This is a genomic window from Glutamicibacter sp. NPDC088483, from assembly GCF_044753145.1.
GTDB lineage: Bacteria > Actinomycetota > Actinomycetes > Actinomycetales > Micrococcaceae > Glutamicibacter.
Window position 1 is genome coordinate 149,012 of sequence record NZ_JBIVMP010000004.1, and the last position, 12,767, is coordinate 161,778.

Genomic DNA, 12,767 nt, shown 5'->3' on the forward strand with positions numbered 1-12,767 from the left:
TTTCTCATTTCCATAATATGGAAATTATCTTCTGTGTTGTGAAACCATTATGTAGGCTATGTCGGAGCGTTTGCAATAGCTGGGCGCAAAATTATCTATCCACAATATGGAAACCGGCAAAAAGTCACACTTGTTAAAGTTTTTCCAGCTTTCGCTTGACTGCGACGCTGTGAGGTGGATTACAGTGGTCACACAAGGTTCCACGAAACCAGCATCGAGTCGAAGCCGAAGTCTCCTTCGGTGGTAAGGGTGTTCAGCCAAGGTCCGTGGAAAGAACGACCGTTTGAAAAGAGCTGATCACCCGATGCGTTTAGACGTATTCAACCAATTGCCCGCAGCCGAGGCCGCTGATTTCCTGCGCCCCTGCGTCGATGTCGACCGCTGGATCGATGCCCTTGTTTCCGCCCGTCCTTTCAGCAGCTTCGATGCGCTTTCCAGCTTTGCGCTCCAGGACGTCGCTCCCTTCAGCCGCGAGGAAATTGCCGCCGCCCTGGCCCACCATCCGCGCATCGGCGAACAGGCGCAGGGAAGCAGCAAGGAAGCGGACCTCTCCCGCGGCGAACAGGCAGGCCTGGACCTTGATGACGATGTCGCCGGCCGCCTGGCAGCAGCCAACCGGGCCTATGAGCAGCGCTTCAACAGGGTATTCCTCATCCGCGCCGCCGGCCGCAGCACCGAAGAAATCCTTGCCGAATGCGAACGCCGGCTGGCCAACGCAGAACAGGCTGAACTGCTTGAAGTAGCAGAGCAGCTGCGCCAGATTGCGCTGCTGCGGCTGGAAAACTCGGTGGACAACTAAGCCCATGCCCGGGGTGAACCCTGCGCATTTATCGATACCAATCCCTCCGACAGCCAGGAGATGAACATGGCAGATGGAAACGGCGAACGCAGCCACATCACCACCCACATACTCGACACCGGGACCGGGAGGCCTGCCTCCGGTGTCAAGGCCACGCTGGAAGCCAAGACGGCATCCGGCTGGCAAGAAATCGGCTCGGGTTCCACGGATGCCGATGGCCGCATCAAGAACCTCGGACCGATACAGGTTGAAGCCGGCCGCTACCGGATTTCCTTTGAAACCGGCGGCTACTTCGGGAAGCAGGGAACGGAAAGCTTCTTCCCCGCGGTAAGCATCGATTTCTTCGTCAACGACGTCGACGAGCACTACCACGTACCTCTTCTTATCAGCCCGTTTGCATATTCCACGTACCGAGGGAGTTAGAACAATGACTACCGAAATCACCGCCCCAGCAGATACCAAGATCGTGCTGGGCTCCAACCAGTACGGCAAGGCCGAAGTCCGCCTGGTCAAGATCACCCGCGACACCGTTCGCCACCAGATCCAGGACCTGAACGTCACCAGCCAGCTGCACGGCGACTTCACCGCCGCGCACCAGGACGGCGACAACGGCCGCGTCGTCGCCACCGACACCCAGAAGAACACCGTCTATGGCCTGGCCCGCAACGGCGTGGGCGCCATCGAGGAGTTCCTGGTGCAGCTGGGAAACCACTTCACTGGCGAATTCGAGTGGATCACCGGCGGCCGCTGGGCAGCCCAGCAGTTCTTCTGGGACCGCATCAACGACCATGACCACGCCTTCTCGCAGAACAAGTCCGAAGTGCGCACCGCCGTGCTGGAAATCGACGCCGAAGGCAAGAAGTCCATCGTTGCCGGCCTGGAGGACCTCACCGTCCTGAAGTCCACGGGCAGCGAGTTCCACGGTTTCCCGGTGGACAAGTACACGACCCTGAAGGAAACCACCGACCGCATCCTGGCCACCGACGTGACTGCGCGCTGGCGCTACACCGGCCAGGCCATCGCCCAGGGCATCGACTTCGACGCGGTCTACACCTCGGTGCGCCACCTGCTGCTGACCCGCTTCGCCGACACCCACTCGTACGCGTTGCAGCAGACCATGTTCCAGATGGGGCAGGCAGTGCTCGAAGCGCATCCGGAAATCGCCGAAATCAAGATGTCCCTGCCGAACAAGCACCACTTCCTGGTTGACCTGGAAGTCTTCGGCGAAGACAACCCCAATGAGGTCTTCTTCGCCGCGGATCGCCCATACGGCCTGATCGAAGCGACGATCACCCGCGAAGGCACCGAGGCGAATCACCCCATCTGGGCCAATATTCCGGCATTTATCTAACTGAACGGCGTTGAAGGTGGGCCGGCGCTGGCACGCCGGCACACCTTTGGCAGCGACTGACGTAGGAGGTCAGCCTTGAGCGCTACACAAGATGAATCTATCAAAGGCAATCGTCCCGAGGACGCGAAGCTCCCTCTGGGGAAGTCCTTTGCCTATGGCCTGCAGCATGTCCTGACGATGTACGGCGGCATTATCGCCCCGCCGCTGATCATCGGAAACGCTGCCGGCTTGGCTCCGGACGAGGTGGGCCTGCTGGTCGCCTGCTGCCTGTTTGTCGGCGGGCTGGCCACCATCCTGCAAACCGTGGGCATCCCGTTCTTCGGGGCGCAGCTGCCGCTGGTCCAGGGCACGTCCTTCGCATCCGTGGCTACCATGGTGGCCATCGTCAACGGGGGAGGCGGAATCCAGGCGGTCTTCGGGGCCGTGCTCGTCGCAGCGCTGATCGGCTTCCTCATAGCGCCGTTCTTCGCCCGCATTGTCAGGTACTTCCCGCCGGTGGTCACCGGCGTGGTCATTACGATGATCGGCATCTCGCTGACCCCGGTCGCGGCCAACTGGGCCATGGGCGGGGACGCCAAGGCCGATGACTACGGGTCGCTGGCCAACATCGGCCTGGCCGCCGGAACACTGCTGGTGGTCCTGCTGCTGTCCAAGGTCGGCAATGCGGCGATTTCCCGCATGTCGATCCTGCTGGCCATCGTGCTGGGCACCGTCGCCGCAGCGCTGCTGGGCATGGCCGATTTCTCGCAGGTCGGGCACGGCGCGATCTTCGCCTTCCCGCAGCCACTGGCCTTCGGCATGCCGGTCTTCGAAATCGGCGGCATCATCTCGATGACCATCGTGGTGCTGGTGATCCTCACCGAAACCACCGCAGACATCCTCGCTGTGGGCGAGATCGCCGGATCGAAGGTGGACTCCAAGCGCATTGCCGACGGCCTGCGTGCCGACATGGCCTCTTCCGCAGTGGCGCCGATTTTCAATACCTTCACCCAGTCGGCCTTTGCGCAGAATGTCGGCCTGGTGGCCATCACGGGAATCACCAGCCGCTTCGTTGTCGCGGCCGGTGGCGGCATCCTCGTCGTGCTCGGCCTGCTGCCGATCCTCGGACGAGTGGTCGCTGCCATCCCGACTCCGGTGCTCGGCGGCGCAGGCATCGTGCTCTTCGGCACCGTCGCCGCTTCCGGGATCCGGACCCTGTCCAAGGTGAAGTACGACGGCATGAACCTGGTGATCGTCGCGGCATCGATTGCCTTTGGCTGCATCCCGATTGTGAAGCCGGACTTCTACGCTGGATTCCCCACGTGGTTCGAGACGATCTTCCATTCCGGGATTTCCTCGGCGGCCGTGATGGCCGTGCTGCTGAACCTGCTGTTCAACGAACTCAAGTTCGGGAATACAAAGGATGCATCGGTCTTCTCGGCGGCTCCGCCACGCATGGTCAAGACCGAGGAGATCTGCGGATTGCTCGATGGCGACCACTACGTGGGCGGCAAGCTCATCGACAAGGAAGGCTACGAAATTCCGGTGGTCACGCCCGATGAATTCGAGCAGATCCAGACCGGAGCCATCCAGATGCCTGTACCCAGGCCTGCCGAGACATCAGGGCACTGAGGAATCGGCCCCATCCGAACCCGACGCCGAGGAATTGCTCGATGACGAGAAGTAGCAGCTAGCGCGAAATGCTCGCAAACTCCGGTTTGCGGGCATTTTGCGCGAGCTCGAGCAGTTGCACTTCACAGCGCGAACAGCCAGGGAGCACCGCCGGACGAGTTTTCCGGGCACCTGGCGCAGGGCTGGCCCAAGTGCTGGACTTCGTTGGATGTTCCGTGCAGGCACCGGACCAGTCCCGGGCTCCTGCGCGGCAGCGGGAGCATCGGCGTTTTGCGAGGGTCTAAGCTAGATGACTGTGAGTTCAGCAAATCTTTCCATCGGCGTTGACATCGGTGGCACCAAAATCCTTGCAGCCCTTGTGGATCAAGAGGGGAACGCCTTCGGGCAAATCCGCCGCGAGACACCTGACCATGACGTGGCGGGGACCGAACGTGCCCTGGCTGAGATGATCCGTGAGCTCTTGAAGGGCAACGAAGGTCTTCCGGTGGGCATTGGAGCCGCGGGATGGATGGACCGCAAGGGGCAGAACGTGCTGTTCAGCCCCCACCTGTCTTGGCGCAATGAACCGGTGCGCGACCGTCTGATGCAGCTGGTAGGACATGAAGTGACCCTGGTCAACGACGCTGATGCGGCCGGCTGGGCCGAGCATCGTTTTGGCGCGGGCCGGGGCGAAAGCGACATGGTATGCCTGACCCTCGGAACGGGGATCGGTGGGGCGGTCATCCTCGGAGGGCAAATCCACCGTGGCAAGTCCGGGATTGCTGGCGAATTCGGGCACCAGGTGATCGTTCCCGGCGGCCATCGGTGCGCCTGCGGAAACCGCGGTTGCTGGGAGCAGTACGCCTCTGGCAATGCCCTGGGCCGGGAAGGAGCCGAACTTGTGCGCAGCAAATCACCGGTGGCCTTCCGCCTGCGCGAGGCCGTGGGCGATGATCCGGAGGCCGTTACCGGGGCGGAGGTAACTCGACTTGCCGCAGAGGGCGACCCGGCGTGCGCCGACCTCATTGCGGATATGGGCGAATGGCTCGGGTTGGGCATTTCGAATCTGGTCTCGGTTCTGGATCCGGGGACCATCGTTATCGGCGGCGGCTTGGGCGCGGCGTCAAAGCAACTGGTGGCCACCGCGGAAGAGACCTACCGCCGCACCCTCTCCGGCAGGGGCTACCGTCCCTTTGCGAAGATCAGCCAAGCCGAATTGGGTCCGGTGGCAGGCCTGATCGGGGCTGCTGATTTGGCGAGGTTCAATCAACAGCAATAAACATTGACAGGACATTAGGTCTTATCTAGGCTCAGGTTGTTATTCAACACGAGAGCGAGGTTCCGGCATGGTCCTGCCAGAGAAGCCGCCGCAGACCCGTGGCTGGCCGCTAGCAGTCGTTTTGGGAACCTACGCGGTCGCCATGTGCGGTACCACCATGCCAACCGCGCTGTATCCAATGCTCCAGGATGAACACGGCCTGAGCACCGCCGCCTCGACCCAGCTTTTTGCGATATACGCCCTTGTGGTGCTCACGGTGCTGTGCATCTTCGGTTCCCTCTCTGACGCCATTGGCCGCAAGCCCGTCATGATTCTCGGGTTGCTCTCCTCGGCCGCCAGCGGGATGCTTTATGCCGTGGCCACCGACGCTCCCATGCTGTTCATTGCCCGGGCCCTGTCCGGGGTGTGCGCCGGCTTGGTCACCGGAACGGCCACAGCCTATTTGGCGGATCTGGTCTCCAGCTCCGGACGCGGTGCCGCCATTTCCAGCCTGGCGAATATGGCGGGACTAGGCAGCGGGCCGGCCTTGGCGGCATTTCTGACTTTCTTCTTCCCGGCTACCCCCATGATCGCTTTCAGCGTGCACGCGGTGCTTTCGGGCCTGTGCATCGTGCTGCTGACCATGATCCCCGACAGTGTTGCGCACCGCCGGGGCGGGTGGAAACTCAGCCTTCCGCTGGTGCCGCGTTTGGCACGACGGGACTTCTGCGTGGGCGGACTGATGACCCTGGGTTTTGCGGTCATGGGCGGCTGTACAGCCATGACGTCCATCCTGGTGGTCCGTGCCTTTGGGATTACCGACCTGCGCCTGCTGGGGCTCATCGGTTCGCTGATTTTCGCCGCCACTGCCGTGGGACAGAAAGCGGGCGGGAAGCTGGTCAGCGAAAAAGTGCAGCTGGGCTATGCCGGGCTGGCGGTGGGCGCGGTGCTGATAGCTATTGCCCCGAGGTTAGGCGGGGGCCTGGCGGTCACGGTGTACCTGGTTGGCCTAGTGGTTGCTGGACTGAGCCATGGTGCGCTGTTCCCGGTGGGACTGGGCATCGTACTGCGGCGCATCGAGCTGCGGCATCGAGGCAGCGCCAGCTCCGCCTTCTGGGTACTGGGCTACGCCCTGACCGCACTTGGGGCGCTGGGGCTGGGCTGGGTAGGGCAGATTAGCGGCGAATCGATGGCAGTGACCTGCTTCGGCGCAATCATCGCACTGTGCGCAATCGGGTGCGCCAGGCTTCATCGCCGCTGGGACGATTCTGCAAACTCGCGAATCCCTGCCGGACCCTAGGCCTGCGTGCGGCGGGCATTGCTGGCAACACAGCCGAGCTCCAGTGGGCCCCGGTCTGCGTGTGGCAGAGAACACGTGGTTTGCCGGAATGAGGCGCAGTCGATCCTCGTTGGGCATTGATAGAGGAAAACCGTATCCGGCAATGGCCCGAACCAGTGGCCTCGGACAGATCTGAAAGGCAATCAATGACAGTTGCATCCCAGGAAATCCAGGCCGACACAGCAACGCTCAAGGCCATTTTTGGCGAGGCACGCAGCGCTAACGCGTTCACCGGAGAGGTTACCGAGGAGCAGGCCCAGGAAATCTACGAACTGGCCAAGTTCGGTCCAACCGCGTTCAATTCCCAGCCGCTGCGCGTCACCTACGTGCGGTCGGACGAAGCCCGCGCCACCCTGGTCGACGCGCTCTCCAACGGCAATAAAGCCAAGACCGCAGCAGCTCCGCTGGTAGCGATCCTCAGCTATGACACGGCATGGCACGAACAGTGGGACAACTTCCTGCCCGGCTACAACGCGCCCAAGGCCATGTACGATGCTGATGCGGACTTCACCGCATCCACCGGCAACAACAACGCACACCTGCAGGCAGGCTACTTCATGCTCGCCGCGCGCAGCTTGGGCTTCGCGGTAGGTCCAATGACCGGCGCGGACTTCTCCGCCATCGACGCATCGTTCTTCCCGGAAGGAGAGCAGAAGAGCTTCCTGGTCGTGAATATCGGCCAGCCAGCCGAGAGCGAGATCGGCTCGCCAAAAGCACGCTTCGACTACGAAGCAGTTGTCCGCACCGTCTAGGTGCATCGAGTACTTCGAAAACGGCATGCGCCAGAAGCCCGGAATTCACACGGTGAATTCCGGGCTTCTGCACGCCAGCGGGAGGATCCTAGGAGGTTGCGGCCAATGAAGCTTGCAGGGCTGCGTCGGCCTCAATGAGTACCTTGGCGGCGACTTCCAGGCCCTCAACGGCACCTAGCTCGGTGTCCTCGTGTTCGATGTTCACCATCATTTCCGGATCCACCTCGTGCAATGCGCGCAAGAACTCGGTCCAGAATGCGGCGCCATGTCCCTTGCCCAAAGCCACGAAGTCCCAGGCTGAATTCTTCGGCCACTCGTTCGCCCATTCATCCCCGCCGAGGTTGGTGCGTGGTTCGTCTTCGCCCAGTTTGCGGAAGCTGTTATCCAATACGCCCTGGATGGCCGCATTCGGATTGACGCGCACATCCTTGGCTGCTGCGTGGAAGACCCATGGGCCCAGGTCGCGGACAACGGCCACCGGATCCATCTGCTGCCAGAAGAGGTGCGAAGCATCCAGTTCAACTCCGATGTTGCTGGTACCGGCCCGCTTCAACAGCTCTCGAAAGCTTGCAGGGTTGAAGACCAGGTTCTGCGGGTGCAGCTCCAGAGCGACCCTGACTCCGTGTTCGACAGCCAGCTCATCGATTTCTTTCCAGAATTCCGCGGCAATCCCGAATTGATAGTCCAGCTGGTCCAGAGCTGCCGAATTCCAGGCATTGACTACCCAATTCGGGGTCGAAGCATTGGGGTCTCCAGCGGGCAGACCGGACATGGTGACCACGCGGGTCTGGCCTAGGCGCGCGGCCAGCTTGATGGAGCGGCGAATGTCCTCGGCGTGCTTCTGGCCGATTTCGCGATTGGGGTGCAACGGGTTGCCGTTGCAGTTCAGCCCATAGATTTCCACGCCGGTGCCTTCGAATTGGGCGAGGAAAGCATCGCGAGCGATGTCCGATTCCAGGATTTCATCGATGTTCGGCACGTGCACTGGGGGCAAGAAGCCACCGGTATTCAACTCGATGCCGGTCAGTCCCTGGGCGGCAATGACCTCCAGGGCTTCGGCCAGCGGGCGGTTGTGGAGGATTGCGTTGTAGACTCCGAGTTTCACAGTGAAACCTTCTTTCCGTCATTGGCAGCGGACTGCACGACCGCCTGGAGGACCTGCATATTGTGCACGCCCTCGTCGAATGTTGCGTTGATGGGAAGTGCATTGCCCAGGCCGCAGACCTCGTCGAGGAAGGCGCGCGCCTGGTAGCCGAAGGCATCATTCTGGCCGAAGCCGACACCTGGCGCATCCATGGGCAGTCCGCCACTGAGGTAGGCGTGTTCCGAGCCGAGATTCACCGTGCGGTAGCCATTGGTTGCCGAAGGCCCCTCGGTGAGCATGATTTCGATTTCCGCTGGACGCAGCTGGCTGAAGCGTGCGGCGCCCTTCTCGCAAAAGACCTCGAAGGTCAGCGTATTGGGGTGGCCGGCTGCCACGCGGGAAACTTCCAGGCTGCCTGCGGCCCCGGCTAACTGTACGTTGAACGCCGCGTAGTCGTCGTTTTCTACCGGCTCGGACGTGTCGCTCAGTTCCACGAGATCGTGGCCGGTGACGGCGCCGGCTGGCAGGAAGCGTTCGGTGATGCTGGTGCTCAGCTGGCCGCCGCTGACCGAAAGAATCTCGCCGGCCAGGAATTCGGCAACGTAGGCCAGGTGGCTTCCCACATCGGCCAGTGCGCCCGAGCCTGGCTGGCCCTTGAAGCGCCAGCTCATCGGGGCCTGCGGGTTGTGGCCGTAGTCGGTCCAGTAGCGTCCGGAGAAATGCAGCACCTTGCCCAGGGTGCCATCGGCGATCAGGTTCTGGATCGTGGCGATGCCCGGGGTGCGGCGGAAGGTGAAGCCAACGCGGGCCACGGAGTCGGCGTTGCGGGCCGCGGTGGCCATCGCTTCAGCTTCTTGAAGGGTGTCAGCCAGCGGCTTTTCGCACAAAACGTGCTTGCCGGCAGCCAGCAGGCCCTCGACGGCTTCACGGTGGAAACGGTTGGCAATAACTACCGAGACCACGTCGATATCTGGATCTGCGGCCACCTCTTGCCAGGAGCCGAGCGCCTTTTCGTAGCCGTAGCGCTTGGCGACCTTGGCCGCGAGCTCGGTGTTCACATCAGCCACGGCAACATAGCGAAGCGGCGGCAAGTCGGAGCTGTAGAGGGTGGGTGCTGTGCGGTACCCAGCGATGTGGGACAGCCCGGCCATGCCGGCGCCAATGACGGCAATGCCGATGGTTTTTGTCATGGAATTCTCCTGGATGAAAGCTGTTCATGGAATATTTTGGAGCGCTCCAAAAGAGTCTAGAACCTATTTCAGATCGCGGTCAAGGGGTCTGCAGGAGAAGGTTTGGAAGCGGAAGGAATCAGGGCCGGCGTGGTGCCGCGCAGGTGCCGCGCTCGATGAGCAGTGGCTCCATCAGCACGCGCTGGGCTTCGCGTTCGGGATTGGCGAGCCGGGAGAGCACCTGCTGGGCCACGTGCAATCCAAGCTCGTGGTTGCGGCTATCCACGGTTGTCAGGCGCAGCAGGTGGGTGCCGGATAGCGGCGAGTTGTCATAGCCGATGATTGACAAATCCCCAGGTGTCGACAGGCCGGCTTCCCGGGCGGCTGCCATGGCTCCCATGGCCATTGAGTCGTTGCCGGCCAAGATGGCCGTTGTTTCCGGGGCTTCGCCCAAAAGCTGCCGTGCGCACTGGTAGCCGGTGTCTTCGGTGGTCAGTTCGCTGACCGAAACGATGCGCTCTTCGAGTCCCGCGGCCTTCATTGCCTCCTGGTACCCGGCCAGGCGCAGCATCGAGGCTCCGCCGCCACCGGCGATGTGGCCAATATTCCGGTGGCCCAGCGAAACCAGGTACTCGATGGCTTGGCGTGCCCCGAGCCTGTCGTCACTGGAAGAAATGTCCGCGCCGCGAACCTGGGTGGCGCGATTGCCGGCCACAATGACCGGAACCTGCGCGGAAAAGCGCATGGCAGGAGTCGGTTCGGTGGCCAGTACCAAAGCCTCTACCCGGGTGCTGAGGAATCCATCGAGCGGGTCCGACCCGACGTGGGCGTTGAGCGCTCGGTCGGAAACTGCGATGCGCAATCCTGCGCTGGCCAGTCCTTCTTGGAGCCCGCGAAGAAGTTCCACGAACCAGACGTTGGTGTAGTCGTCGATGACCACGCCGACCGTCTGGCTCGTGCCGCCGGCAAGTGCTGTGGCGGCCTGGCTGGGACGGTAATCCAGTTCCTTGATGGCGGCCAGTACTGCCGCGCGACGTGCTTCCGAGACGCTGGGGGAGCCGCGCAGCACCAGGGACACCAGCGACTTGGAAACACCTGCGGCCTGGGCAACGTCGTAGATGGTCGCTCGACGGCGTTCTGCGGCCACAGTTCCTCCTGGGGTGTCGGTTGTTCTCGTTAAGAGCCTAGCGTTTTGCTCGAGCGCACGGCCGTGCGGGGGTGGATTCTGCTCGTCGAACTTCGCGGGCCACGCCATGAAGCCAAGACATGGCATGTGGAAATTTTTTTATTTTCAACGTCCGAAACAGATGGAATACCCCGGAATTCCGCGGATTTGTCCACACAATGTTACTCATGTTGTAAATATGTCAGTACAAACCTTTGACAGTGCCGAATTCATGGTGCAAAGTATTTCTTGTGGCACCGTTCACATCTTCGGCAGTTGGCCGATCCCTGAACTTCTGACTCGAAAGGACGTCGATCTGCGTGACTTACGACGTACTCACCCTCGGACGCATCAGCGTCGACGTGTATCCGAATGACATCGGCGTTTCCCTCGCGGATGTGAACACATTCAGCAAGTACCTCGGCGGCTCCGCCACCAACGTCGCCGTGGCGGCCGCCCGGCACGGCCGAGCAGCCGGTGTGATCACCAAAATCGGCGACGACGACTTCGGCACATTCCTGGAACGCGAATTGGACCGCTTCGGCGTGGACCGCACCCAGGTAGCCCGCGACGCCACGTTGCAGACGCCAGTCACCTTCTGCGCCATCATGCCGCCGGACGACTTCCCGCTGTACTTCTACGGACGCTTCCCGATGGCGCCGGACTGGAACATCGACAGCAGCGACATCGACCTCCAAGCCGTCAAGGACTCCAGGATCTTCTGGAGCACCGTCACCGGCTTGAGCCGCGAACCTTCGCGCACCGCGCAATTGGCGGCCTATGCCGCCCGCCCAGCAGATTCCCTGGCCCAGGGGCAGTTCACCATTCTGGATTTGGACTACCGCCCGATGTTCTGGGACTCCGTGGAACAGGCCCGCGAACAGGTATCGCGTGCCCTGCCATCGGCCACCGTGGCCATCGGCAACGACACCGAATGCTCGGTAGCCGTCGGCGAAGGCACCCCGGATGAGCAGGCCGACCGCCTGCTGGAGGCCGGTGTGCAGATTGCCGTGGTCAAGCTCGGCCCCGAAGGGGTCATGGCCAAAACCCGCACCGAGCGCGTGGTTTCCGCGCCGGTCCCGGTGCAGACCGCTAACGGACTGGGTGCCGGAGATTCCTTCGGCGGCGCCTTCTGCCACGGACTGCTCTCCGGCTGGCCGCTGGAACAGGTGCTTGACTACGCCAATGCCGCCGGAGCCATTGTGGCCTCGAAGGTTGCCTGCTCCGACGCCATGCCGGACCCGGAAGAAGTCAATGCCCTGCTGGCCGAGCGCGGCCGCACCGTACCCGACTCCCAGAAAGACCTGGTCTAGATATGAAACAGGCATCAGAGCTGCCAGTGGACCGGGAAGACCCGCGCCGCTACGAATCCATCACCCGCCAGCGGCTGGAAGACCCGGCCTCGGTGCAGCGCGCCGCTTCGCTGCGTCGGAAGCACGCCGGCCCGGTGCTGGGACGGCAGAACTTCATCATCGCCGCCGACCACCCGGCCCGCGGCGCCCTGTCCGTGGGCAAGCGCGCCACGGCCATGGCCGACCGCCGCCAGCTGCTGGACCGGCTGCAGATCGCCTTGCAGAACCCCGCCTGCGACGGGGTGCTGGCCTCGCCCGATATCCTCGATGACCTGCTGCTGCTGGGCGCGCTGGAAGGCAAGCTGGTCTTCGGATCGATGAACCGCGGCGGGCTCACCGGCTTGGTCAACGAGATCGACGACCGCTTTACCGGGCACAGCGCGGCCGCCCTGGCTGCCCTGGGCGCCGACGGCGGCAAGATGCTCACCCGGATCAGCTACGAGGATCCGGACACCGTGAAAACCCTGGCCGCTACCGCCGACGCCGTGTCGGATCTGGCCCGGCACCAGCTGGTGGCGATGGTCGAGCCGTTCATCTCCAAGCGGGCCGAGGGCAAGGTAGTCAACGACCTGCGCCCGGAGGCAGTGATCAAGTCCATGGGCATCGCCTCGGGACTGGGCGAAACCAGCGCCTACACCTGGCTGAAGATTCCCGTGGTCCAGGAGATGGAACGGGTCATGGCCGCGACCACCCTGCCCACGGTCCTGCTCGGCGGGGATCCATCGGGCAGTCCCGACGAGGTCTTCGCCTCGTGGCAGGCGGCGCTGGCCCTGCCTTCGGTGCAGGGGCTGACCGTAGGCCGGACCCTGCTGTATCCCGAGGACGGGGATGTGGCCGCCGCCGTGGCAACCGCCGCATCGCTACTGGACACCACCGCAACCGTACGCAGCTGAGAAGGACGAAGCTCG

12 protein-coding genes are annotated in these 12,767 nt (G+C 62.7%); 9 read left to right on the forward strand and 3 right to left on the reverse strand.

Going from position 1 to position 12,767, the window contains the following annotated elements:
• Positions 1-304: 304 nt before the first annotated feature.
• From uraD to ACIP6G_RS09875, 7 genes are all read left to right on the forward strand, one after another.
• Positions 305-799 (forward strand): 2-oxo-4-hydroxy-4-carboxy-5-ureidoimidazoline decarboxylase, encoded by a 495-nt coding sequence (gene uraD / locus ACIP6G_RS09845; RefSeq protein WP_105656559.1) that lies wholly within the window; start codon positions 305-307, stop codon positions 797-799.
• 66 nt (positions 800-865) lie between these two features.
• Entirely contained in the window at positions 866-1,222 is a 357-nt protein-coding gene (gene uraH / locus ACIP6G_RS09850) for a hydroxyisourate hydrolase (RefSeq protein ID WP_105656558.1), read from the forward strand.
• A gap of 4 nt (positions 1,223-1,226) precedes the next feature.
• The gene (gene pucL / locus ACIP6G_RS09855) at positions 1,227-2,150 is read left to right on the forward strand and encodes a factor-independent urate hydroxylase (protein ID WP_400289761.1); all 924 of its coding nucleotides are present in this window, start codon (positions 1,227-1,229) and stop codon (positions 2,148-2,150) included.
• Between the two features lie 75 nt (positions 2,151-2,225).
• The gene (locus ACIP6G_RS09860) at positions 2,226-3,761 is read left to right on the forward strand and encodes a nucleobase:cation symporter-2 family protein (protein WP_105656556.1); all 1,536 of its coding nucleotides are present in this window, start codon (positions 2,226-2,228) and stop codon (positions 3,759-3,761) included.
• A 295-nt stretch (positions 3,762-4,056) separates the two neighbouring features.
• Positions 4,057-5,019: an ROK family protein gene (locus ACIP6G_RS09865; RefSeq protein WP_400289763.1), complete on the forward strand. Its 963-nt coding sequence runs from the start codon at positions 4,057-4,059 to the stop codon at positions 5,017-5,019.
• Positions 5,020-5,086: 67 nt separating this feature from the next.
• Positions 5,087-6,298 (forward strand): MFS transporter, encoded by a 1,212-nt coding sequence (locus tag ACIP6G_RS09870; protein WP_400289765.1) that lies wholly within the window; start codon positions 5,087-5,089, stop codon positions 6,296-6,298.
• A gap of 185 nt (positions 6,299-6,483) precedes the next feature.
• On the forward strand, positions 6,484-7,089 hold the full coding sequence (locus ACIP6G_RS09875) for a malonic semialdehyde reductase (protein WP_400289767.1): 606 nt from the start codon (positions 6,484-6,486) through the stop codon (positions 7,087-7,089).
• Positions 7,090-7,177: 88 nt separating this feature from the next.
• Here the strand turns inward: ACIP6G_RS09875 and ACIP6G_RS09880 are convergent, their stop codons facing one another.
• From ACIP6G_RS09880 to ACIP6G_RS09890, 3 genes are all read right to left on the reverse strand, one after another.
• The gene (locus ACIP6G_RS09880) at positions 7,178-8,194 is read right to left on the reverse strand and encodes a sugar phosphate isomerase/epimerase family protein (protein ID WP_400289769.1); all 1,017 of its coding nucleotides are present in this window, start codon (positions 8,192-8,194) and stop codon (positions 7,178-7,180) included.
• Complete coding sequence (locus ACIP6G_RS09885; RefSeq protein ID WP_400289770.1) at positions 8,191-9,363, reverse strand: Gfo/Idh/MocA family protein; 1,173 nt, start codon at positions 9,361-9,363, stop codon at positions 8,191-8,193. Before ACIP6G_RS09885 ends, ACIP6G_RS09880 begins: the two co-directional genes overlap by 4 nt.
• A 118-nt stretch (positions 9,364-9,481) precedes the next feature.
• Positions 9,482-10,489 (reverse strand): LacI family DNA-binding transcriptional regulator, encoded by a 1,008-nt coding sequence (locus ACIP6G_RS09890; RefSeq protein WP_400289771.1) that lies wholly within the window; start codon positions 10,487-10,489, stop codon positions 9,482-9,484.
• Between the two features lie 338 nt (positions 10,490-10,827).
• Between ACIP6G_RS09890 and iolC the strand changes: the two genes are divergently transcribed.
• Both iolC and ACIP6G_RS09900 read left to right on the forward strand, forming a co-directional pair.
• A complete protein-coding gene (gene iolC, locus ACIP6G_RS09895) occupies positions 10,828-11,820 on the forward strand; it encodes a 5-dehydro-2-deoxygluconokinase (protein WP_332594582.1) in 993 nt (330 codons plus the stop codon).
• A gap of 2 nt (positions 11,821-11,822) precedes the next feature.
• A complete protein-coding gene (locus ACIP6G_RS09900; protein WP_105656548.1) occupies positions 11,823-12,752 on the forward strand; it encodes a deoxyribose-phosphate aldolase in 930 nt (309 codons plus the stop codon).
• Positions 12,753-12,767: the final 15 nt, after the last annotated feature.